The organism is Capnocytophaga haemolytica (assembly GCF_001553545.1).
In the GTDB taxonomy this organism is placed as follows: domain Bacteria; phylum Bacteroidota; class Bacteroidia; order Flavobacteriales; family Flavobacteriaceae; genus Capnocytophaga; species Capnocytophaga haemolytica.
Window position 1 is genome coordinate 1,938,767 of record NZ_CP014227.1, and the last position, 23,528, is coordinate 1,962,294.

Annotated in this window: 25 protein-coding genes; 16 read left to right on the forward strand and 9 right to left on the reverse strand. The window is 41.1% G+C overall.

Going from position 1 to position 23,528, the window contains the following annotated elements:
- Positions 1–84: 84 nt before the first annotated feature.
- Positions 85–363, reverse strand: coding sequence for an HU family DNA-binding protein (locus AXF12_RS08700; protein WP_066430310.1), 279 nt, complete (start codon positions 361–363; stop codon positions 85–87).
- 198 nt (positions 364–561) lie between these two features.
- On the opposite strand from AXF12_RS08700, the gene AXF12_RS08705 reads away from it, so the two are divergent.
- On the forward strand, positions 562–1,506 hold the full coding sequence (locus tag AXF12_RS08705; protein WP_066430311.1) for a transcription antitermination protein NusB: 945 nt from the start codon (positions 562–564) through the stop codon (positions 1,504–1,506).
- Positions 1,507–1,540: 34 nt separating this feature from the next.
- Entirely contained in the window at positions 1,541–1,837 is a 297-nt protein-coding gene (yajC, locus tag AXF12_RS08710; protein ID WP_066430313.1) for a preprotein translocase subunit YajC, read from the forward strand.
- Positions 1,838–1,912: 75 nt separating this feature from the next.
- Here yajC and AXF12_RS08715 read toward each other — a convergent pair whose 3' ends face one another.
- On the reverse strand, positions 1,913–2,599 hold the full coding sequence (locus AXF12_RS08715; protein WP_066430315.1) for a PAS domain-containing protein: 687 nt from the start codon (positions 2,597–2,599) through the stop codon (positions 1,913–1,915).
- Between the two features lie 191 nt (positions 2,600–2,790).
- Positions 2,791–4,041, reverse strand: coding sequence for a methionine adenosyltransferase (gene metK, locus AXF12_RS08720; RefSeq protein WP_066430317.1), 1,251 nt, complete (start codon positions 4,039–4,041; stop codon positions 2,791–2,793).
- Positions 4,042–4,386: 345 nt separating this feature from the next.
- Here metK and AXF12_RS08725 point away from each other — a divergent pair, with 345 nt between their 5' ends.
- Both AXF12_RS08725 and AXF12_RS08730 read left to right on the forward strand, forming a co-directional pair.
- Entirely contained in the window at positions 4,387–6,261 is a 1,875-nt protein-coding gene (locus AXF12_RS08725; protein ID WP_066430326.1) for an ABC-F family ATP-binding cassette domain-containing protein, read from the forward strand.
- Between the two features lie 47 nt (positions 6,262–6,308).
- The gene (locus AXF12_RS08730; protein WP_082752985.1) at positions 6,309–7,118 is read left to right on the forward strand and encodes a TonB-dependent receptor domain-containing protein; all 810 of its coding nucleotides are present in this window, start codon (positions 6,309–6,311) and stop codon (positions 7,116–7,118) included.
- Here AXF12_RS08730 and gldA read toward each other — a convergent pair.
- A complete protein-coding gene (gldA, locus tag AXF12_RS08735) occupies positions 7,080–7,979 on the reverse strand; it encodes a gliding motility-associated ABC transporter ATP-binding subunit GldA (RefSeq protein ID WP_066430330.1) in 900 nt (299 codons plus the stop codon). The genes AXF12_RS08730 and gldA overlap by 39 nt on opposite strands.
- A 430-nt stretch (positions 7,980–8,409) precedes the next feature.
- Between gldA and AXF12_RS08740 the strand changes: the two genes are divergently transcribed.
- The 6 genes from AXF12_RS08740 (at position 8,410) to AXF12_RS08765 (ending at position 13,499) form a co-directional block, all read left to right on the forward strand.
- Positions 8,410–8,940 (forward strand): ferritin, encoded by a 531-nt coding sequence (locus tag AXF12_RS08740; protein WP_066430331.1) that lies wholly within the window; start codon positions 8,410–8,412, stop codon positions 8,938–8,940.
- Positions 8,940–9,968, forward strand: coding sequence for an NAD-dependent epimerase/dehydratase family protein (locus AXF12_RS08745; protein WP_066430333.1), 1,029 nt, complete (start codon positions 8,940–8,942; stop codon positions 9,966–9,968). Before AXF12_RS08740 ends, AXF12_RS08745 begins: the two co-directional genes overlap by 1 nt.
- Entirely contained in the window at positions 9,961–10,641 is a 681-nt protein-coding gene (locus AXF12_RS08750) for a TIGR02117 family protein (protein WP_082752986.1), read from the forward strand. The genes AXF12_RS08745 and AXF12_RS08750 overlap by 8 nt, the downstream gene beginning before the upstream one ends.
- A gap of 12 nt (positions 10,642–10,653) precedes the next feature.
- On the forward strand, positions 10,654–11,652 hold the full coding sequence (gene lpxK / locus AXF12_RS08755; RefSeq protein ID WP_066430335.1) for a tetraacyldisaccharide 4'-kinase: 999 nt from the start codon (positions 10,654–10,656) through the stop codon (positions 11,650–11,652).
- Between the two features lie 34 nt (positions 11,653–11,686).
- Complete coding sequence (locus tag AXF12_RS08760) at positions 11,687–12,235, forward strand: thioredoxin family protein (RefSeq protein ID WP_066430337.1); 549 nt, start codon at positions 11,687–11,689, stop codon at positions 12,233–12,235.
- Positions 12,236–12,335: 100 nt separating this feature from the next.
- Positions 12,336–13,499, forward strand: coding sequence for a sigma-54-dependent transcriptional regulator (locus AXF12_RS08765; RefSeq protein WP_066430338.1), 1,164 nt, complete (start codon positions 12,336–12,338; stop codon positions 13,497–13,499).
- Positions 13,500–13,593: 94 nt separating this feature from the next.
- Here the strand turns inward: AXF12_RS08765 and AXF12_RS08770 are convergent, their stop codons facing one another.
- Genes AXF12_RS08770 through AXF12_RS08780 form a run of 3 tightly spaced genes read right to left on the reverse strand, consistent with a single transcriptional unit; the run spans position 13,594 to position 17,168 of the window.
- On the reverse strand, positions 13,594–15,183 hold the full coding sequence (locus tag AXF12_RS08770; RefSeq protein WP_066430340.1) for a peptide chain release factor 3: 1,590 nt from the start codon (positions 15,181–15,183) through the stop codon (positions 13,594–13,596).
- 37 nt (positions 15,184–15,220) lie between these two features.
- Positions 15,221–16,438 carry a metallophosphoesterase gene (locus AXF12_RS08775; RefSeq protein WP_066430341.1) on the reverse strand — a complete coding sequence of 406 codons (1,218 nt, stop codon included), beginning with the start codon at positions 16,436–16,438 and terminating at the stop codon, positions 15,221–15,223.
- 10 nt (positions 16,439–16,448) lie between these two features.
- Positions 16,449–17,168 (reverse strand): copper homeostasis protein CutC, encoded by a 720-nt coding sequence (locus AXF12_RS08780; RefSeq protein WP_066430342.1) that lies wholly within the window; start codon positions 17,166–17,168, stop codon positions 16,449–16,451.
- A 769-nt stretch (positions 17,169–17,937) separates the two neighbouring features.
- Between AXF12_RS08780 and AXF12_RS08785 the strand changes: the two genes are divergently transcribed.
- A complete protein-coding gene (locus AXF12_RS08785) occupies positions 17,938–18,648 on the forward strand; it encodes a DUF6261 family protein (RefSeq protein ID WP_066430344.1) in 711 nt (236 codons plus the stop codon).
- 22 nt (positions 18,649–18,670) lie between these two features.
- On the forward strand, positions 18,671–19,153 hold the full coding sequence (gene cdd / locus AXF12_RS08790) for a cytidine deaminase (protein ID WP_066430345.1): 483 nt from the start codon (positions 18,671–18,673) through the stop codon (positions 19,151–19,153).
- Between the two features lie 70 nt (positions 19,154–19,223).
- On the opposite strand, the gene AXF12_RS08795 is transcribed toward cdd, so the two are convergent.
- Entirely contained in the window at positions 19,224–20,090 is an 867-nt protein-coding gene (locus AXF12_RS08795; protein WP_066430346.1) for a lysophospholipid acyltransferase family protein, read from the reverse strand.
- Between the two features lie 54 nt (positions 20,091–20,144).
- Between AXF12_RS08795 and AXF12_RS08800 the strand changes: the two genes are divergently transcribed.
- The 3 genes from AXF12_RS08800 to AXF12_RS12125 all read left to right on the forward strand — a co-directional run bounded on the left by AXF12_RS08800 (position 20,145) and on the right by AXF12_RS12125 (position 21,678).
- The gene (locus tag AXF12_RS08800; protein ID WP_066430347.1) at positions 20,145–20,786 is read left to right on the forward strand and encodes a rhomboid family intramembrane serine protease; all 642 of its coding nucleotides are present in this window, start codon (positions 20,145–20,147) and stop codon (positions 20,784–20,786) included.
- Between the two features lie 75 nt (positions 20,787–20,861).
- Positions 20,862–21,545 carry an SIMPL domain-containing protein gene (locus AXF12_RS08805; RefSeq protein WP_066430350.1) on the forward strand — a complete coding sequence of 228 codons (684 nt, stop codon included), beginning with the start codon at positions 20,862–20,864 and terminating at the stop codon, positions 21,543–21,545.
- Position 21,546: 1 nt separating this feature from the next.
- A complete protein-coding gene (locus AXF12_RS12125; protein WP_095114468.1) occupies positions 21,547–21,678 on the forward strand; it encodes a FeoB-associated Cys-rich membrane protein in 132 nt (43 codons plus the stop codon).
- A 46-nt stretch (positions 21,679–21,724) separates the two neighbouring features.
- Here AXF12_RS12125 and AXF12_RS08810 read toward each other — a convergent pair whose 3' ends face one another.
- The gene (locus AXF12_RS08810) at positions 21,725–22,999 is read right to left on the reverse strand and encodes an acetyl-CoA hydrolase/transferase family protein (protein ID WP_066430352.1); all 1,275 of its coding nucleotides are present in this window, start codon (positions 22,997–22,999) and stop codon (positions 21,725–21,727) included.
- Between the two features lie 113 nt (positions 23,000–23,112).
- Between AXF12_RS08810 and AXF12_RS08815 the strand changes: the two genes are divergently transcribed.
- Entirely contained in the window at positions 23,113–23,523 is a 411-nt protein-coding gene (locus tag AXF12_RS08815; RefSeq protein ID WP_066430354.1) for a BrxA/BrxB family bacilliredoxin, read from the forward strand.
- Positions 23,524–23,528: the final 5 nt, after the last annotated feature.

Sequence of the window (23,528 nt, forward strand, 5' to 3'; positions counted from 1 at the left end):
GCAACAAAGAGTAAAAGATGCACCCTTGCCTCAGTGGATTAAAGAAATAAAAAAGTCCTTCTAAAAATAGAAGGACTTTTTGTTTTACTTTTTGTTTACTGCTTCTGCAAGTTCTGCTCCTGCTTTGAATTTTACAACCTTCTTAGCGGGAACTTTAATCACAGCGCCAGAGCGAGGATTTCTTGCTTCTCTTGCTTCTTTCTTAGCAACAGACCAAGATCCAAAGCCTACAACGGCTACTTTGTCTCCTTTTTTCAAGGCTTTTTCAACACTCTTAAAGAAAGCATCTACTGCCTTTTTTGCGTCGGTTTTTGTCAAACCTGATTCAGCCGCAACTGCATCAATTAATTCTGTTTTGTTCATAAGATAACTCTTTAAATAAAGTTTGTGCGGACAAAAGTATGTATTTTTTTATTCCCAGCCAAGTAAAACAACAGAAAAATGCAAATTTTAATTAAACTTTAACATTTCAGACACTTTTTTAGGCTTTTTCTTTGTCCTTTACAACTTTTTACATACCTTTGCACCCGCAAAAAAATAACGTTAAAGTTCCTACAATTTATGCTCACAAGAAGACATATTCGCGTAAAAGTAATGCAATCCATCTACGCAATGCAGCAAAACCAAAGTAATGATTTAGATCAAGAACTAAAATTCTTGACCCAGAGTACTGCCGAAATGCAACACCTCTATCTACTCATTACAGCTCTCTTCACACAACTATACACACTAGCTAATGAGCAAAACCAGCTGATGCAGAAGAAATACACAGCTACTGCTGAGGAAAAAGCATTCCTTAGAAAGCTGACAAGCAACCTCCTGCTGAAATCCATAGCAGAAAACACCACCTTACAAGAGACGATTGAGACAACAAAGATGAACCTTTGGGACATCAATGGCGAATATGTAAAGATCATCTACAAAAGAATCATCGAAAGCGATACGTACCAGCAGTACAGCGCTACTAAGGACTCTTCTTTTGAAGAAGACAAGAAGTTTATCATTCGCATATACGAGGAAATTATCGCTCCTGATGAGAAGATCTACGACTACATCAGCGACTACAACCTCACTTGGAGTGATGATTATCCCGTGATCAATACCTTTATCATACGCCTACTCAATGGATTGGAACCCAATAGCAAAGAGAGTTATCTCAACCCTCCTCTTTATAAAAATGCTGACCTAAAGGAGTTTATGACTGACTTATTCAAGAAGACTGCTCTTAACGACTCTAACTTTGGGCAGTACATCATCGACAAACCTTCAAAGTGGGATGTGGAGCGCATTGCCATCATTGATCAAATCTTACTGAAGATGGCTATCTGCGAGTTTGTCAAATTCCCAAGCATCCCTATTAAAGTCACTATCAATGAGTACTTAGAAATTGCAAAAGAGTATTCCACCGATAAAAGTGCTACCTTTATTAATGGGATCCTCAACCAAGTGCTTTTGGAATTACAAGAGAAAAATCAAATAAAGAAAATAGGTAGAGGTTTACAATAGACCTTAATAATTAACTGTTAAATAATTCAATAAAATGCAGACACTAAATCAATTGGCACCTTTTATACTAATGTTCGCGGTGCTTTATTTAATGATGATTCGTCCACAGATGAAACGCCAGAAACAAGAAAAGACATTCATCAATGAGATGAAGAAAGGCGATAAAGTTATCACTAAGAGCGGTATGCACGGACGCATCGTTGAGCTCACAGATGATAGCTGTGTAATTGAGACCCTTGCTGGCAAGATCAAGTTTGAGCGCTCAGCCATTTCAATGGAAATGTCAAAGAAGCTCAATGCTACTGAAAGCAAAGAGACTAAGGACAAGTAGTAAAAGCCTTAATCAATAAAAAAGCATCATTAATATGATGCTTTTTTCATTATTGTAACCTTTATAAATGTTTTTCTATGTTGTGGCAAATAGTTTTTCAAAGAAACTCTTGCGCTCTGGTGAGAGGTCGGTAGCCTGCTCTGCAAATACAACATCTGAAACATCGGTGGCTACCAATTCAGTATGTGCTTGCTCAATATTAATCACTGGCTCAAAGTAAACTTCGCGTTTGCTCTGATCCATAATATCCATAATATATTCAATATAGGACTTGCCCTGCTTTTCTAAGAAACCTTTAAAATAGCGATTGCTCAGTTCCATATCTCCAATCTTCTCTAATTTCAACAAGGTTGCATAGAGAGGCTCAATGTGATCTTTGATAACATTCTCAGGCACTGCCTTGCGCTTTGCCATAATAGTAACTACTTCGCCCAAGATATTTCTCCCTACCTCGAAGTTCACAATCCCCCAATAGTACTTACCTGACTTTGTCAAGTTCTTTACTATAGCGTGGAAATTGCGCCCCATAGCGATGTTATCCCACAAAATCTTAAAGATAATTTTAGGCATATCGGGGTGGCGGACGATATTATGGGGTTTACCCAATAGCTCCGCTGGTGAATACTCACAAGTATCTACAAATGCTTGATTCACATCCGTGATAATACCCGCCCTATCAGTAGTACTGATGATAGTTCGCGTTTTATCCCAACTCACCTCTTCATTTATAGGGGTGGGTCTGTCTATGATTTGCTCTGACATACTCTTTTAAGATTTTACTTTACTTATCTTTTACGCGGCAAAATTAATACTTTCTACTCAAAAAGCAAGTGATTTCACGAAAAAACAATTATTTTTTTTGTTGTGAATACAACAAAATAAAAACAATCTTCTTGTAATCAGTCGATTATAGGATAAAATCGACTACTTTCTTGGATAGTCAATTTTGTATTTTAGAGTCCAAAAGCAGCTTTTATTTTATCAACATAGTCTAACTTTTCCCAAGTAAAGAGCTCTACTTCAACAGACTTCTTCTTGTGATAAGGCGAGTTAAACACCTTGGTCACTACCTTTGGGGTGCGCCCCATATGCCCATAAGCAGCTGTTTCGCTATAAATAGGGTGACGCAGCTTGAGGCGTTGCTCGATATCATAAGGGCGAAGTGAGAATATCTGCTGTACCTTCTCAGCGATCTGCCCATCGGTAAGGTTCACTTTTGCGGTGCCATAAGTATTGACATATACCCCTGTAGGCTGCGCTACCCCAATAGCATAGCTCACTTGTACGAGTATCTCATCAGCCACCCCAGCCGCTACCATATTCTTAGCGACGTGGCGCATTGCATAAGCTGCACTGCGATCTACCTTGCTTGGGTCTTTCCCTGAGAAAGCACCTCCTCCGTGAGCTCCTTTTCCTCCGTAGGTATCGACAATAATTTTGCGCCCTGTGAGTCCTGTATCACCGTGAGGTCCCCCAATGATGAACAGCCCTGTAGGATTGACGTGATAGAGAATGTCCTTATCAAAGAAAGGCGCATACTGAGGGTATTTTTTGATAACACGAGGCACTAATATATTTATCATATCTGCCTTGATCTTTTTAGCCATATTTGCCTCAGTGTCAAACTCATCGTGTTGAGTTGAAATCACAATTGTATTGATGCGCACGGGCTTGTTATCGTCGCTGTACTCCAATGTTACTTGGCTTTTAGCATCAGGACGTAGGTAAGTGATTTCCTTGTTCTCGCGACGTAGTTCAGCCAGTTCGCGCAAAAGAGCGTGCGAGAGGTCTAACGCCAGCGGCATATAGTTCTCGGTTTCATTAACGGCATAACCGAACATCATCCCTTGGTCGCCAGCACCTTGCTCCTCAGGCTTAGCACGGTCTACCCCTTGATTGATATCGGGCGACTGCTCGTGGATAGCCGAAAGCACCCCACAAGAATTTGCCTCGAACATATATTCGCTTTTAGTGTAGCCTATCTTTTCGATGACATTGCGTGCAATCTGCTGTACATCAATATAGGTGTTGGATTTTACCTCACCAGCTAAGACCACCTGCCCTGTGGTTACCAAGGTTTCGCAAGCCACCTTTGACTGAGGGTCGAATGCTAAGAAATGATCGACCAATGCATCACTGATCTGGTCAGCCACCTTATCGGGGTGCCCTTCTGATACGGATTCGGATGTAAATAAGTATCCCATTTGTTGAATTATTTTAGAGGAGGAAAGCGATAGGATTGAAATGCCTTAGTGGGAAGAATCTTTTTAAAAAGTGCCAGCCTTACTGTTTTAGCATTTTTCTGGGAGTACCCAAAGAGGTCGCAATCAGTCCAAATTTTTCCTCTTGTTATGTATTGGCTGCAAAGGTACAGCATTTTTTATTAACAAGCAAATTTTTGTATAAAAACTTTTATTTTTTATGAGCTGTTATACCGCATTTTCTTCTTATTCAGCAGCTTATCAAAGTGTTAAAAAGATAACCTCTACCCTACTCCACTACGAGATATGAAAACTTTTACTATCTTTGCCGCCTATAACTATTATACAATGAATTTACTAAGTGTAGAGAACGTATCAAAAGCCTTTGGAGAGCGGGTAATCTTCGAAAACATCTCCTTTGGAATTAATAAAGACCAGAAAATAGCCTTCATCGCAAAGAATGGGACGGGTAAAACAACGCTCCTCAACATAATATCAGGAAAAGATGCACCCGATACCGGTCAGATTGTGGCAAGGAAGGGAATTCATATCGGATTTTTGTCGCAAAACCCTATATTTAATGAGGATTTAACTATAGAAGAGACTATTTTTGCCGTTGAGAACCCTATTTTGCACGTCATTCAGGAGTACGAGCACGCTTTGCAGCACCCTGAAGATGAAGTGGGCTACCAACGTGCTTTTGAGAAGATGGAACGCCTCAGTGCTTGGGACTTTGAGACGCAGTACAAGCAGATACTTTCGCGCCTCAAGCTGGACGACCTAAGCCTCAAAGTAGGGCAGCTCTCAGGAGGACAGAAGAAGCGCTTGGCATTGGCTAATGTGCTCATCGCTAAGCCTGATTTGCTTATCCTCGACGAACCCACCAACCACTTGGATTTGGAGATGATCGAATGGCTCGAGCAGTATTTTGCCAAAGAGAAACTCACGCTCTTTATCGTTACGCACGACCGCTATTTCTTGGAACGGGTATGCAACGAAATCATAGAGTTAGACGTCGGTGAACTATATTCATACAAAGGAAATTACTCCTATTTCTTAGAGAAAAAAGAGCAGCGACTAGCGCAAGAGCAAGCCAGCGTAGAGAAGGCTAAGAACCTCTACGTAAAGGAGCTCGACTGGATGCGTAGGCAGCCTAAGGCACGCACCACCAAAAGCAAGTCGCGCATTGACGATTTCTACAAAATCAAAGAGGCTGCCCACAAGCGACGCAAGGAGCACGCAGTGCAGCTCGAGATCAATATGGAGCGGTTAGGTAGCAAGACAGTGGAGTTCCACAATGTGAGCAAAGCCTTTGGTGAGAAGCAGATACTCAGTAAGTTTGACTATACTTTTGTGCGTGGTGAGCGCGTTGGTATCATCGGGAAGAACGGTACGGGGAAGTCTACTTTCCTGAATATGCTCACGGGTAGTGTAGTACCTGATGCAGGGAAGATTGTGGTGGGCGATACGGTGAAGATCGGCTATTATACCCAAGAGGGTATCGAAGTGGTGGCGGGGCAAAAGGTGATTGAGGTCATCCTCAAGTATGGCGAGTACATCCCGCTACTGAAAGGCAAAACGCTCTCAGCGGCACAGCTATTGGAGCGGTTCCTCTTCGACCGCAAAAAGCAATACGACTATGTAGAGAAACTCAGCGGGGGCGAGCTCAAGCGGCTATACCTCTGCACGGTGCTCATTCAGAACCCTAACTTTCTCATATTGGATGAGCCTACAAACGACTTGGATGTGGTAACCCTCGGTGTGCTGGAAGAGTTCTTACTCGACTACCCTGGGTGCTTGGTGGTAGTGTCGCACGACCGCTTTTTTATGGATAAGATAGTTGATCACCTCTTTGTTTTTCAAGGAAATGGTGTAGTGGACGACTTCCCTGGTAACTACACTGATTACCGCGTATACGAGGAGAGTACGCCCCCTGCCGAAGTGAGCCCTGAAAAGAAGGAGCCTCAGAAGAACACGTGGCGTAAAGATGGGCTTAGAGGGCTGACTTTCAATGAGCAGAAAGAGTACAACCGCTTAGAGAAGGAGATTGCAAAATTAGAAGAAGAAAAAGCGGCTATTGAGGCGGACTTTGCCTCTGGCACACTCAGTGGGGAAGCTATTCAGGAGAAATCAGTAGCATTGCAACAGACTATCAGCACATTAGACAGCAAAACCGAACGTTGGTTCGAGCTATCAATGAAGTTAGAAGAAGGGAACGAGTAGCTTTTTCTTGGCATCTGACTTCGTTCTGGGTTCGTTCTGACTTCGTGATGTGTTCGAGATGTGTTCGGGTAGTGCTCGAGATCGGTGGGGTACTTATTGAAAAAACCTTTCGGGAGGAGTCCGAAGGGTACCTATTGCCTGCCGATACCGAAGCTCGTGTCTCGGTAGGTAAAACCTATCGTACCCCCACGTTTGAGGAGCTCTACACACGCAATATCTTCAGCGGACACGCTTTCTTAGGCAATGAAAACCTCCTGCCTGAGGATGGTATCTCAGCTGAGCTAAACCTAAAGAAAACAAGCCTATTTAATGAGCGAAAGAGCAATCTGAGCAACAAACTCGGCGCAAGCTATAACAACATCAAAGATAAAATACACAATGTGCTATTAGATATTGATGCTGGCACCCCCCGTACGCAGTACATCAACATCAGTAAATACCAGAGCTATAACCTAATGAGCACTAACAATCTGCACCTTCCACAGTGGGATTTCTCTCTGGGGGCTTCCTTAGTGTGGATCTCTCAAAAAATAGAAACCGAAAAGTACAAGAACGACGACCGCTTCCTGATGAACCTCAATGCCAACGCAAGCGCCTCATACAACATCAAGAAGTGGAACACTGCTGTATCGGCTTATTACAAGCTCATGGGCAAATCGCAGATGTGGCTTGCCTCAGGCGATGGCTACGTGATTGCCGACTTAGACCCCTACGGCTGGCTCGACCTCTCAGTACAAAAGCAGTTCCTAAAGCACAAGCAACTCAAAAGTGTTTCTCTCATAATGAAAAAAGACAGGCGTAAGTGCCTGTCTTTTTCATTACTGTGCGTGAGTAAGCTCAGAGAAGAGCTGCTCTAAATCCTTGTGTTTGTGGTTTATTTGCAGTATCTTTAAGCCATTGGCAGAAGCAAAGTCAAACACTGCTGGGCGCATATCTTCCTCAGTATCAAAGGTAAGCGTATAGAGAAAGTCGTATACATTTTCAGCAGTCTTAATCTTAGGGATTTGCTGCAATAGCCTTTCTTCCACCCTAAGATCAAAAGCAACCTCAATAACTTGCTGCTTGTCTTGCAGTTGGCTCATCTTTTTATCCAAAACGATATTACCCTTGTGAAGCACTATCACGCGGTCGCAAACGGCTTGTATTTCCTGCATAATGTGCGAAGAGAGCAACACTGTCTTATGTTTTCCCAACTCACGTATAATATGGCGTATCTCAGTGAGCTGATTGGGGTCTAAGCCCGTGGTGGGTTCGTCGAGTATCAGTATCTCGGGGTCGTGCAAAAGCGCCGAAGCCAAGCCTACCCTCTGGCGGTAGCCTTTGGAGAGCTGCTCAATCTTCTTATGGCTTTCAGGGCTCAACCCCGTAAGGGCAATTACCTCCTCTACCCTACCCTTAGGCACGTTGGGATAGAGGTCGACTATAAAACTAAGGTACTCGCGCACATACATTTCCGTATACAGAGGGTTGTGTTCAGGCAGATAGCCAATGCGCTTTTTGGCTTCCAAGGGCTGACTGAGGATATTCACCTCGCCGATGCGCACCTCTCCACTGGTAGGGATAAGTGCCCCTGTGAGCATTTTCATCGTAGTGGATTTGCCCGCGCCATTAGGTCCTAAAAAGCCCGTAATCTCGCCCTTCTCCAAGCGAAAGTTAATGGCATTGACGGCTACCTGTTCGCCGTATACTTTGGTTAGATTCTGTACTTCTACTGACATCACTTCTATTTTGGGCGACAAAGGTAGGCATTTTTGTCAAAATAAACAGCATATCAACCCTATTTTTTAATAAAATCCTTTTGCAATTGGTATTTTCCTCGCTGAAGAACCTCATACGGTAGCTCCTGGATCCGTTCTGAATCCGTCTTGACTTCGTTCTGACTTCGTTGTGTGTTTTCCCTGTGTTCTCTGGGTATCTTCTGGGTGTTCTCCGCGTATTCAGGATCCTGAGGAGATCCTTGCCGTATTTATAGGAATGCTATTCACAGGCAGTTTAAGCATTGACTACAAGCATATTACCTACTTATTAAGATACAAACTGTTTAAATATTTCAGTTTTAGGACATAAAAGTATTGCTATTTCGGAAAGTTGTTGTATCTTTGCCGATGAATTAATAACTAAGTAATTAACAACTTAATCATTTTATTTATGTCAAAGACAAAATACACAAGAACGCAGACCAGTCTGCACCCAGAGATTATAGATATGCTCAACGAGCAGGTGAGTAAGGAAGCTGAGGCAAGCTCTTTGTACTTAGCAATGGCTTCGTGGACGGAGTACAATGGCTATTCGCGCAGTGCTGAGTTTTTCTACAATCACGCTGTAGAGGAACGCGACCATATGATGAAGATTTTCCGTTTCCTCAACGAGAATGGTGCACGCGCTTATGCCCCTGAAGTAGGTAAGGTAGAACAGGAATTTAAGTCGCTCAAGGAGGTTTATGAGAAGACTTTGGAACACGAAATCAAGGTAACACAGTCGATCTTTGCCATCTTTAAGAAAGCGCGCCAATCCGATGACTATGCCTCTGAGAATTTTTTACAGTGGTTCGTTGAAGAGCAGCTTGAAGAAGAGAAGTTGGTACACTCAATTCTCGACTTGTTTGAGTTCACTACCGACAAAGATTCACCAATCGCATTAAAGCTCATCGACGAGCGTATTCCATTAGAAAACGAGTAATGATATTAGTAACAGGCGGAACAGGAATGGTGGGTAGCCACTTGCTTTTCGAACTTACGAAAGAGCGAGCAAGGAAGGTACGTGCTATTTACAGGAAAGAGCCTTCGCTTGAGAGTGTAAAACGTATCTTTACCGACTTATCGGCTGATGGTGAGCAGCAGTTCGCCACTATTGAGTGGGTAAAGGCAGATTTAGACGATATCCCTGCGCTGGAAGTGGCATTCAGGGATGTTGTTTTTGTTTTTCACTGTGCAGGCTTTATCTCTTATGACCCTAAGGATTTTGATAAGCTCATCAAAATCAATGTAGAAGGCACGGCAACTATTGTAAACTTGTGTCTCTCTTTTGGCGTACAGAAGTTGTGCTATGTGAGTTCGGTAGCGAGCCTATCGGCAGCAGTGGGCAAGGTAGCCGATGAGCAGAATGAGTGGAATCCAGAGGCGCGCAACAGCGACTATGCCATCAGCAAACACGGCGGTGAGATGGAGGTGTGGCGCGGTTCGCAAGAGGGCTTAAAGGTGATAATCGTAAACCCTTCAATCATCTTGGGACGCAGTGATTACAACTCAGGTTCGGGATTGTTATTCAAACAAGTAGCCTCTGAGTCCCCACGCTACACCACAGGAGGCTCTGGCTATGTAGATGCAAAAGATGTGGCACGGGCTATGGTGGCTTTGCAGTTCTCCGAGGTTGCCAACGAACGCTTTGTGCTCAATGCGGCAAACCTAACCTATAAAGAGATCTTTGAGAAGATAGCCAAAGTATTGGGAGTAAAAGCACCTACAAAGCCCATTTCGCATAAGGCATTGCGCTTTATGGCACGAGTAGATGGCTTTTTGAGTTTTCTGCGGCTTAAGAAACGCACCCTTACCCTTGTACTTGCAGATGCTGGTGGAGAGGTAAAGCAATACAACGGAGAGAAGATTACTAAGACGATTGACTTTCAGTATACTGATATCGATAAGACGATTGAGGAAGTTGGGAAGGACTACGTTAAAAGTCAGGGATTAGGAGGAATTAATGATTAAGAAAGCGTTAAAATATCTTTTAAAGGCAGTGAAGGCAGTAGTAGTTTTTATCCTTACATACGGACTGCTGTGCTTGCTTTTGCCTATGATACGCATCCCCTCAGAGAAGACTAATGAGGAAAAGAGCATAGAGATTTACATCACTACCAATGGAGCGCATACCGATATAGTGGTGCCTACCCATAGCGAGTATATCAACTGGGAGGAGAAGGTATTACCCATCTATACCAAAGGCGGTAAAGCGGCTCAGTGGCTTGCTTTTGGTTGGGGCGACAAGGGGTTTTACCTCAATACGCCTACGTGGGCAGATTTGAAGTTTTCGACAGCAGTGAAGGCTGCTTTTTGGATGAGTGAGTCGGCAATGCACTGCACCTACGAAAGTGACCCAACATACGAACTGACCAGCGTGGCTATACAAATCAGCCCTACACAGTACAAGCGACTTATCAGCTATATTGACGGTCGCTTTGATAAAGACGCTCAGGGACGTTATATACCAATAACCACTGATGCGGTCTACGGCAATGACGACACCTTCTATGAGGCAAAGGGCACGTATAACTTCACTTATACTTGCAATACTTGGGCAAACTACGCCCTTAGGGCAGCAGGGCAACAATACGCCCTATGGACAGCCACCGATATGGGTATTTTTAGGCATTATAAAGAATAACACAACTGACCATTGAAACTTATCCGTTACATATTATTTCCTTTTGCACTTCTCTATGGGGTAGTTATCAGGCTACGACACTGGTGCTATGACTGTGGGATATTTAGGTCTGTCAGTTTTGACATTCCTACGATATGCGTTGGAAATGTAAGTGTGGGTGGCACAGGAAAGACGCCTATGGTAGAGTATCTGATCCGTCAGTTGAGAGGTACTCATAAGGTTGGGGTGCTCAGTCGTGGCTATAAGCGACAACGGAAAGGATTTGTATTGGCGGAGGAAAGCTCGACTGTATATGACTTAGGTGATGAGCCTTTTCAGTTTTGGAGAAAGTTTCCCGAAATTCATTTAGCCGTTGATGCTAATCGAGTAGAGGGGATAGAACGCCTCATAGCTTTAGACAATCCTCCTGATATAGTGATACTTGATGATGCTTTTCAGCATAGAAAGGTCAAAGCCAAAATAAATATCGTACTGACGGCTTATGGTCATCTTTTTAGTGATGATTGGCTACTGCCTACAGGAAATCTACGTGATATTGTAGCGAGAGTGCGAGTAGCTGATGTAGTGGTTGTTACCAAATGCCCTGAGGAGCTATCTGAGGAAGAACGAGTACGTATCACTAAAAAACTTCAACAGCGAAAAGACCAGATAGTTGTCTTTGCTGAGATAGCTTACGGAAAGGAAGTACTCTCAAAAGAAGCTCATTATCCATTAGATACATTCTTAGAAAAAACCTTTACGCTGGTTACAGGAATTGCTAATCCAGCGCCATTACTGCGTTTCCTTCGAGAAAAGAAAGCACAATTTAAGCACTTACAGTTTGCTGATCATCATACATTTAGCAAGGATGAAATCAGTAAGTTAGAAAAAGAAGAGCGTATATTAACCACTGAGAAGGACTTTGTGCGTTTGGAAGGACAGTTGAACAATGTTTATTCGCTTCCTATTGAAATGAAATTCCTAACAGAGAGGGATCAGAAAATGTTTGGCACAGTTTTTGATGGGCTATAATCACGTATAATTATAAAATTAAATAGAGACACTTATGATTAAAAAATTCATTGCTATTGCGCTTTTTATAGTAGCGGGAACAGTGGTTAACGCTCAGGAAATTAAATGGATGACTTTTGACCAAGCCATTGCTGCACAAAAGAAAAAGCCTAAGAAACTATTTGTTGACGTATATACCAATTGGTGCGGTCCGTGTAAAATGCTTTCAAACAATACGTTTAAGAATAAAGATTTAGTAAAATATATCAACGATAATTTCTACGCTGTGAAATTTAATGGGGAAGGAAATGAAGTAGTGAACTACAAAGGGCAGAAATTTGAAAATACAGCCTATAATGCAGCGAATGCCAACAGCCGAAATGCAACGCACCCTTTTACTAATTTCTTGCAAGTGCAGGCTTATCCTACAATGATGTTTTTTGATGAGAATGCGGAATATATATTTCCGGTGAGCGGCTATATGTCGCCAGGGCAGCTTGAAGTTTTTTTGAAAGTTGTTGGTACAAATGACTATAAAAACATCAAATCTCAACAAGAGTTTCAAACTTATCAAAACAAATTTAAGGGAACTTTTAAGGAGTAGAGATACACTTTTTTCATAACTATATATTAAAAACCCTCCGACTTTTTTCGGGGGTTTTTATTTTTTTATTAATTTTGCTGCGAATTTAGAATAATTAAATATGCCTAGAATATTAATCATAGAAGATGAAGCTGCCATCCGCCGCGTGCTAACTAAAATCCTGATGGAGGAAAGCAAGGAATATGAAGTAGAGGAAGCCTGCGATGGTGCTGAGGGGTTGGAGAAACTCAGAAAAGAAGACTACGATTTAGTACTCTGCGACATCAAAATGCCAAAAAAAGATGGCCTAGAAGTGCTGAGCGAAATCAAAAAGATAAAAGCTGAGACGCTGTTTGTAATGATATCAGGGCACGGAGATCTGGAGACCGCTGTAAATGCGATGAAGCTCGGTGCTTACGATTATATCTCCAAACCGCCCGACCTGAACAGATTACTTAGCACTGTACGTAATGCCCTCGACAGGAAGAATTTGGTGGTGGAGAACAAGCGTCTCAAAAAGAAAATAAACCAGAATTACGAAATGATTGGTGAGAGCCAGCCGCTGCAGCAAATCAGAGAGATGATCGACAAGGTGGCGCCTACCGAGGCTCGAGTGCTCATTACGGGCGACAACGGCACTGGTAAAGAACTTGTTGCGCACGCGTTGCACGAGAAAAGCGAACGTGCAGAAGCTCCGATGATCGAAGTAAACTGTGCCGCAATTCCGTCGGAGTTGATAGAAAGTGAATTATTTGGGCATATAAAAGGATCGTTTACATCGGCAGTGAAGGACAGGGCAGGCAAATTTGAGGCAGCCAATCACGGTACAATCTTCTTAGACGAAATCGGAGATATGAGCCTCTCTGCTCAAGCTAAAGTGCTGCGCGCCCTCCAAGAACATAAAATTTCGCGCGTAGGTAGCGACAAAGATATTAGCATCGACGTGCGCGTAATTGCAGCCACCAACAAAGATTTGAAAAAAGAAATTGCTGAGGGGCGCTTCCGCGAAGATTTATATCATCGGCTGGCGGTTATTTTGATTAAAGTACCTTCGCTGAACGAAAGAAAAGATGATATTCCTCTATTGGTTGAACATTTTTGCAACAGAATTTCTCAAGAACAAGGTATTGCAACTAAAACATTCTCAGAAAAAGCTATTGCAATGCTCCAAGAACAGGATTGGACTGGAAATATCCGTGAATTGCGCAACGTAGTTGAGCGGCTGATCATCTTAGGTGGAAAAGAAATCTCGGAGGAGGACGTGAGACTATTTGCAGGAAAATAAACCTTCTGGAGACTGTATTGACCTTAGAAAAATTTACGATCTTCAAAAGAAAAAAGCGCCGATTAAAGCGCTTTTTTTTATGTACTGTTGCAAATTAGAATTCCGATGTAAAATGCAATTTCAGGTTGGGATACTTTTGCCGCACCATTTCTATAGAAAAGGCGGAGTCAGCGAGAAAAACTAACTGCCCTTGCTTGTCGCGCGCAAGATATTTCTGTTTGACGCGCAAGAAATCCTGAAATTCTGGATCCTTTTCATTCTGCGGAGGCTCAATCCAGCAGGCTTTATGGACAGGAAAATTCTCATAACTACATTTTGCACCGTATTCGTGCTCCAATCGGTATTGAATCACTTCGTATTGAAGTGCGCCGACCGTCCCTATCACTTTTCGTCCGTTGAAATCCAATCGAAAGAGCTGCGCAACTCCCTCGTCCATCAGCTGATCAATCCCTTTTTCTAATTGCTTTGACTTAAGTGGATCTGCATTATTAATATATCTGAAATGTTCTGGCGAGAAACTGGGGATTCCTCTGAAATGGAGAATCTCACCCTCAGTGAGTGTATCTCCAATTTTGAAATTGCCAGTATCGTGCAAACCCACTATATCTCCAGCAAAGGAAATGTCAACTATTTCCTTCTTCTCTGCAAAAAAAGCGTTGGGGCTGGAGAACTTCATCTTTTTATCATTTCTTACGTGGAGATAAGGCTTATTGCGTTCGAAAGTCCCCGACACAATTTTAACAAACGCCAATCGGTCGCGATGATTAGGATCCATATTAGCATGTATCTTGAATACAAACCCCGAGAAGTTTTTTTCATCGGGATTTACCACTCGCTCTTCGCTGGCTTTTGGTCTTGGCGAAGGAGCAATCTCTACAAAACAATCCAGTAGCTCTCGCACGCCAAAATTATTCAAAGCAGATCCGAAGAAGACGGGCTGCTGCCTACCTTCGAGGTATTCATTTCTGTCGAAGGTGGGATAAACTTCATACACTAACTCCAAATCATTACGGAGGTTTTCTGCAGCAGCGCTACTGATAATCTTTTCTAATTCAGGTGAATTAATATCATCGAAGGCAATTGTCTCTTCTATATTGCGTCGGCTATCACCAGAGAAGAGGTTAATATTTTTCTCCCAAATATTATAAATTCCACGAAAATCATAACCCATTCCGATCGGGAAGCTCAGCGGCGTAACTTTTAATCCTAACTTTTGCTCGACCTCGTCCAAAAGATCAAACGCATCCTTTCCTTCTCGGTCCAGCTTATTTATAAAAACGATCATCGGAATATTGCGCATCCTACATACTTCTACTAATTTTTCGGTCTGTTCCTCAACCCCTTTTGCCACGTCGATTACCACGATCACGCTATCTACGGCGGTGAGAGTTCGGAAAGTATCTTCGGCAAAGTCCTTGTGACCTGGAGTATCTAAGATATTAATTTTTTGGTCTTTATAATTAAAGGCGAGTACCGACGTCGCTACAGAAATCCCTCTTTGACGTTCGATTTCCATAAAATCCGAAGTAGCTCCTTTCTTTATTTTATTACTCTTTACGGCGCCAGCCTCTTGTATCGCCCCACCAAATAGCAGGAGCTTTTCTGTAAGGGTGGTTTTCCCAGCATCGGGGTGGGAAATAATTCCGAAAGTGCGACGACGCTTTATTTCTTGTTCTAAGTCCATCTTAAAAATAATTTATATCCAATTGTTTTCATTCAAATTAGCTTTTACAGCGCAGCTCTATCACCGTTATTTCTGGGGGCATCCCAATGCGCGCTGGAAGTGCGTGATATCCAAAACCTCTATTGACGTTCAAGTATTTATCACCTTCTTTATACATACCTCCCCAATACTTGTAGACCCACTGCGCAGGGCTCCATTTAATAAAATTTGGAATTTCAATGCCGCACTGCATTCCATGGGTATGTCCGCTTAAAGTAAGCTGAATATTTTTATTTTCAGGGAGGACGATATCCTCAAAATGAGAAGGGTCGTGACTCAGCAGGATCTTAAATTCATCGTCAGAAACATCCTCCATCGCCTTATCGAGATCGCCGTATTTAGAGAAACGCCCTCGCCCCCAGTTTTGAACTCCGATAATGGCAATTTTATCTCCATTTTTTTCCAAATGCCTGTGCTCGTTTAAAAGCAAGTCCCAGCCAAGTTCATTACGCTGCGTGTCAATAATTGTTTGTAAGTTCTGTTTTTTCTCCTCTTGAGAATCCCAATCGTAGTAATCTCCATAATCGTGATTGCCTAAAATTGAATAGACGCCGTCCTTAGCTAAAAGTTTTTTAAATAAATTTTTCCAAAGATCGAGCTCTGACGCCCAGTTATTCACCAGATCGCCCGTAAAAAATATCACGTCACTTTGCTGGGCATTAATAAAATCGATGCCGTAGCGAATCTTCTCGTAATTATCAAAGCTCCCACAGTGAATATCTGAAATCTGAGTGATCTTATAGCCATCAAATGATTTCGGAAGATTTTCAAAATAGAGGGTATATTTCCACACCTTATAATTGTATTTCCATTTAAAAATTCCATACAAAATAGAACTAAAAGGAATTGCCGCAATACCCAAACCAATCAGGCTTATAAATCTGCGACGTGAAGGCAATTGCTTTATGCTATAATTGTGATTAGTCAATGCCTTTCCGATACGGAACACATCTTCTAAAAATAAGAACAAGCTAATTACTGTGCAGACAATTAACCACGTAGCAAGCGCAGCCAAAGCATATTGCCGGTATCCCTCCCAAGTTGATTTATTTCGATTATACCAAAAATAAATCGTGAGCGCCAAAATAAGTAAGCTGACCAAAAAGAAAATATATTTAGCGTATTTAGGGAAGGAAAAAACCGATAATATTTGACTTGCATATAAAGTAATCCCAAGATATACAACACAAATTATGATAAAAAAAACTTGAATCATTCTCCTGCAATTATTTACTATTCATTATTTTTTTAATCACTTCTACATTAGAAATGGGGCGTACTGTCTCGTCCAAAAACGATTCAGTCTTAAAAGAGAAAGGCATCGTCGATTTTAATTTTTCAAACACCGTAGCTGAAAAATGTACGTCGGTAAATCCGCTTTCCTTAATCTGTAAAATAGACTGTGGATTGATGCCTCCGCCTGGCATAATCGTAATCGCATTTTCTGCATTTTTTAATAAGCTTTTAAGAATTGGAAGTCCTTCGATAGCAGATTTTTTTCCGCCCGAGGTCAGCACTCTATCGACACCCAATTTTTTAAGAATTTCAAGCGCCTGCAAAGCATCAGGAGCACAATCAAAAGCACGATGATATATAAATTCCATACCTTTCGCTGCCTCTTTTAGCGCTTTTGTACGCTCAACATCAATAGTATTATCGTTATTTAAAACACCTGTAACTACTCCCTTACAACCCAATTCACCACACAATTTGATGTCTCGCAACATTACATCAAATTCTTCATCGCTATACGTGAAATCTCCACTTCTTGGGCGTATCAACACACAATTTTCTATCGTTAATTCATCTTGAATCTTCTTAATTAATCCAAAACTCGGGGTAATACCTCCCACACCAAGTTCGCTGCATAGTTCTATACGTCTCGCGCCTGCTATTTGCGCATTCTTAGCCGACTCGAATGAGCTAGCACATATTTCGTAAATCATAATTTTTAATTTTATTTTCTGTGAATTTATATATCTTATTCGCTATAAAAAACAGACATAAGCAATAGTGAGGTACTTCATATCTGTTTTACGCCGCAAATTTATAACTTATTTTTCATTTGCAAAATATTTTCCAAATATTTTTTAATTTTTTTTGTTATATTTTTTTATAAGCTATATTTCTTCACTTATATATATAGATGTAAAAATTTAAAATGATCCTCTGTAAAATAGCAATACCTCCTCTACTCTATTTTTAAATTTTTACAAACTAAAATTATTATTTTTTGCATAAAAATATACTAAATCATTTTTGATTATATCAATTTAAAGTAAATATGAAGTAAAATAACTTCTATTTATATAATTTTATTAAAATAATATAGTAAATCCATTTTTATAATATATTTCGTCAATAGTATAAAATACTTTCAAAAATAATTAAGTAAATTTTACATAAATCTCTACATAAAATAAAATAATCAAGTTCGTCTCCTTTTTACAATGGCTAAAATAAAATAATTTATCATTGTCGATTGAAAAATATTATTACTATTATTTCTCATAAAATCACCTCTAAAATCTACTGTAATAAAGCATCTTAAAGTATCTATTTTAACACTAAGAAAAATTTTTTGAAAATTTTTTGTGAAAAAATTTGGAAGTTATTTTTATTTGCCATAACTTTGTCGCCGAAAATAAAAAATAATTCACCCTATATATAATTATAGGTGTAAAAATAAATATAAAATTTTAATAGTGAAAGCTTATGAAAGAGCACAAATTAATATCTGTAAATTATACGCGCTTGCGTAATGCAGAATTTGGTCAGTTCTTCACTCGCTTATTTCAGGATTTAGAGAAATCTGAAATAAACTTAGAAGAAGATGAGAGCTTAAAGGAAATGTTTGAAACTTTAAAGCAGCGATTGCCCAACTATGATAAAAGTTTGGAGCAGACCCGCGGCAAAGAAGAATCAAAGAAAATTGTAGCGTTGGACAAGGTGCGCGATAATGCGGTGCAAGCGCTCCGCGATAGCATTCGCCCTTATAAACGAAATCAGGACGAAACCTATAAAAGTTCATACGATACAATTTACGGGGTTCTGGAAAAATATAAGGGACTCGAAAAAGAAAACTATGAGGAAGAGAGTAAAGATATCGATATTCTCCTCACTATACTTCGTAACAGCGATAATAAAGCTCACGTGGATAAATTGCGCATCAAGTATTTTATTGACGAGCTGGAGAAAGCTAACAAGTCATTCAATGAAACTTTTGCGCATCGCTCCTTCAAAACTTTGCAGGCAGATAATCAGAATATAAAATTAGTTCGCAAAGAAATTGCGGAGCTTTACAATACTTTATCTAACTATGTGCTATCGATGGCTAAGGTAAAGAAAACGGAGCTGTTCATAAAATTATTGGATGTTATCAATAATAGTCGAAAATATTATGCTGATTTGATAGCACGTAGGTAATTTTTTAAAAATTAGGTGTCTTATGAAAGCAGAGCGTCAGTTATCAATAAAATATACTGTATACGAATCGCTGGAAGAGTTACCAAAAGAAGCTAAGGAGCTGATGGAGGTAGCAATCCAAACGCGAAAAAAGGCGTACTCCCCTTATTCTAAATTTAAAGTGGGTGCTGCCGTCTTGCTTGAAAACGGACAGATTTTCGTCGGATCCAACCAAGAAAATGCCGCCTATCCTTCAGGCTTATGCGCTGAACGTGTGGCGATCTATCAGGCATCTACACAGTGCCCGTCGGAGAAAATAAAAATGATCTGCGTAAGTGGATCAGCTGAGCTCCCTACAAAATATCCTGTTTCACCTTGTGGAGCTTGTCGGCAATCTTTATCCGAATATGAAACCAAACAGCAGCAGCCTATCTGCGTTTATTTTATGGGTGCTGAAGGTGCGATTGTCCAAACCGATTCTATAAAAGATCTGCTTCCATTTCTTTTTGATGGAAGTTTGCTATAATTGATATGAATTTATTTTAAATGAAAAAGCCTGAGAAAATTCTCAGGCTTTTTTGTTTTGCGGGGCGCCGTCAGTGGTCGCGCTTAAACCGATTGTGCGTCCAGAGGTAAAACTCAGGTTGCGCGTATATGAGTTGATTTAGCCGCTCGAAAAAATAATCGGTGATTTGGTAGTCGACAAATTCATTGGGATTTTCTGCCAAAACTTCGAAGGTCGTATGGTAATATCCACGTTTTATTTTTTCAATCTTAGCAAAAACAATTACGGTATTGAGTTGTTTTCCAAGGCGCTCGGCTCCTGTAAAAACGGGGGTGCGCAGCCCCAAAAACGCTCGCATATAATTTTTTCGATTGTTAGGAATTTGATCGGAGGCGAAGCCATAGCAACACACATCGTGGTTGTCTTTATGTTTTTTCATCTCCCGATGGGCGGTGTAGCGCGGCAGCAAATAACTATGGTGTTTCATACGAATTTTTTGCACCAGCTTATCAAAATATTTATTGCTCAGCGGCGTATACAGTGCGTATGATTTGTGTTTTAAATAGTAGGCAAGTGAAAGGAGCCATTCGTAGCTGGCGTAATGCCCACACATAAATAAAATACTCCGATTTTCGTTTTCATACTTCTTAAGCACTTCCAGATTGGTATAAATCATCCTTTTTTTCATCTCTTTCTCATCCATTCCATAAGATTTTACCATTTCTAAGAAGGTATCGCAAAAGTGTCGATAGAATTTTTTCTCAATCTCAAGTAATTCATCTTTACTTTTAAACGGAAATGCAATCGATAGGTTCTTTCTAACTACTTTTACTCTGAATTTTAATAATTTGTAGATAATCAAATAAAAGAAATCCGATACCCAATAAAAAACGCGGAAGGGCAATCGGGAGAGGATCCATATCAGTGGAAATGCTATGATGTAAATAATTAAATCCATTTTTTTGTTTGAAATTTGGTGCAAATATATTACTTTTGCCGAAAAAAATAAAATATGTATTCCATTTCACAGATTTTACCTTTTCTTATTATTATCTGCAATGTCGTGATTTCGATGCAGGGTTTCTCCAACGGAGATTTCTTTAACAAGTACAAATTCTCGGTGGCTGGCGTACAGAAAGGGCAATATTATCGGCTGATAACCAGCGGATTCCTTCACGCCGACTGGCAGCATTTGCTTTTTAATATGCTTACACTTTATTTCTTCTCCGACAGCCTGATTGCGATCATCGGCGGAGTAAATTACCTGATTTTGTACTTCCTTGCCCTCGTCTTAGGCAACGCTCTTTCGCTGTATTTCTACAGGAGGCAACCTTATTATACGGCAGTGGGCGCCAGTGGTGCGGTAGTCGGCATTCTGTATTCATTCATCCTCTTCGAACCTCAGGCACGGATTCTCGTTTTTATCCTGCCTATGCCAGCCTATCTGTTCGGCATCGCCTATTTGCTTTACTCCCTCTACGGAATGAAAGCCAAGAGCGACAACATCGGCCATTCGGCGCACTTTGGCGGGGCGATAGCGGGCTTTGCGTTCACCTTATTTATATATCCAGAACTCTGGCTTATCCATCGCGGCACTGTATTGCTTTTGCTTATCCCCATCGTATTACTTTTTGTACTGCGGAAACAACTCTGAAATTTTTCTTAAGAAAAACTACACTACTGCAACTCTTGGCACGTTTATTGCTATCATTTCTAAAAAGTAACATTTATGAAGAATTATATCGTATTATTTTCCTTAGTCTCGACAATGGCAGCTGCCCAAAATACCATTCCGACAGTGAGCGTCACTGGCGAAGGAAGCATTTTTGTCACACCCGACATTGTCAATATTTCGATTAGCATCAACAACGAAGGCGCTAACGCCAAAGACCTCAAGCAGAAGAACGGCGAGGCAGTAGCTAAGGTGCTGCAAGTGCTCAGCGCTCAATTGCCTTTGGAGAATTTCCAAACGGACCTAGTGTCGCTTCAGAAAATTTATAACTACGACACGAAGACTTACAAGTACGAAATCTCGCAAGGAATTCGCATCAAGCTCGACGATCTCACTAAATATGAATCGCTGATGGAGACAATCTTCGAGGCAGGAGTAAATCAGATTAATAGCGTGACCTTCGACGTTAAGAACCGCGAGAAATTACTTCAAGACGCTCGTATGGCAGCCGTCGAGGATGCGCGCAAAAAGGCGCTTCTCTACGCGGTAAGTCTCGACCAGAATATCGGTAAAGCTATTAGTATCAGTGAATTCAGCACTTCGTCTCCTATTTTGCCAGACTACGGCACACTTGGAATGGCTGAGCTAAAATCTTCCTCTGCTAGAAATACATTGGCGGTGGGTAAAATCGCTATCGAAGCACAGATCAACGTTAGTTTCGAACTATTAAAAAATAAGTAATATGGACGCACAAAGTATTATCGCTTACGTACTTGTAGCCATCGCCGCGCTCTACCTCATCAAGATTCTTTTTTTTAAGAAGAAGAGCAAGAAAGGCTGCGGAGGCGGTCCTGACTGCAAATGTGGTGGATAAGAAAATAAACAATCCAGCGCATCAATATACAAAGTGAATGGAATTGCTACCATTCACTTTTTATTTTATAAAAGGCTCTTTCTAACATCTCCTGATGATCTGGATGAGCGATGGCGATCAGCGATTTAGCACGATCGTGTAGATTCTTACCAAAGAGTTCCGCCACGCCGTACTCGGTCGCCACATATTGCACGTGGGCTCTGGTAGTTACCACACCTGCACCTTGCTTTAAGAAAGGCACAATCTTGCTCTCTCCTCTACTTGTTTGTGAAGAAAATGCAATAATGGATTTGCCGCCCTCGCTCAGCGCAGCCCCTCGTACAAAATCAACTTGCCCTCCAAAACCTGAATAAATGCTCGTCCCAATAGAATCGGCGCATACCTGCCCTGAAAGATCAACCTCAATAGCTGAATTGATTGAAATCATCTTAGGATTCTGCCTAATGATTGACACTTCATTCGTATAGAAGATTTCATTAGCTACCACCATTGGGTTCTTATCAACAAAATCATACAAGCGCCTTGTTCCCATAATGAATGAGGTAACTATTTTGCCTTTATCAACTTTCTTCTCACTACCATTTATAACTCCTTTCTCCACCAGTTCTACTACTCCCTCTGTGAGCAATTCGGTATGCACTCCTAAATTCTTTAAATGCCCCATCTCTGCTACAGTGGCATTAGGAATATTGCCAATACCAAGTTGGAGTGTACTTCCATCTTCAATCAGTGCTGCAATATGTTTTCCTATCTGTTTCTCAACAGCACTTGGTTCTGTACAGGGAAGTGTATATATAGGAGCTTCATATTCCACTAAATAATCAACCTCATCTATGTGTAGCATTGCATCTCCATAAGTACAAGGCATCAGCGGGTTTATCTGTGCAATCACATAGGTAGCGTTGCGCGCAGCTGCCTTAGCTGCTTCGACACTAATCCCCATTGAGCAGTAGCCAAACTTATCAGGGGGTGAAACGTGTAGCAGTGCCACATCTACCTTAATGTGATGACGGTCGAACAACAATGGTATATCACTTAAAAAAATAGGCGTATATGAGCCATTGTGTTCGTGAAGCACGTGCTTCATATTCTTAGAGAAGAAGAGCGAATCGATAAAGAAACTCTCTCTCAACTCAGGATGTGCTACAGCCTCATCGCCCATTGTAAGGATATGCGCTATCCTTACATTACTCAGCTCATTTGCTCGCCTTGCCAATGCATCTAACAAGTGTGTGGGGGTAGCTGTAGCCCCTTGCACATAGATATAATCATTACTTTTTACTACTTTCAATGCCTCATCAGCACTTACGTATTTAGCCATAAAATGTACATTGTTTTATCAGGGCAAAGGTAAGAAGAAAAAACAAACTGGCAAAATTATTTGCGTAAATATTTTTTTTACTATCTTTGCAGCCAATTTAAAAATAACATATTATGTATCCACCAGATTTGGTTAAACCTATGATAGAAGAGTTGACTTCTGTCGGCTTTGAAGAATTAAAGACTGCTGAGGCGGTACAAGAAGCAATGAAACGTCCTGGCACCACTTTGGTAGTAGTGAACTCAGTGTGTGGTTGTGCAGCACGCAATGCGCGTCCTGCGGTGCTTTTTAGCCTTGAAAACGCTAAGAAACCTGACTATCTCACTACTGTATTTGCAGGAGTAGACCGTGAAGCTACTGAGGAAGCACGCCAATTTATGTTGCCCTTTCCGCCTTCTTCACCAAGTATTGCCCTCTTTAAAGATGGTGAATTAGTTCATATGCTTGAGCGACACCACATTGAGGGGCGTTTTGCTGAGACTATCGCCGATAACTTAAAGCAGGCTTATAACGACTTTTGCTAAAAAGC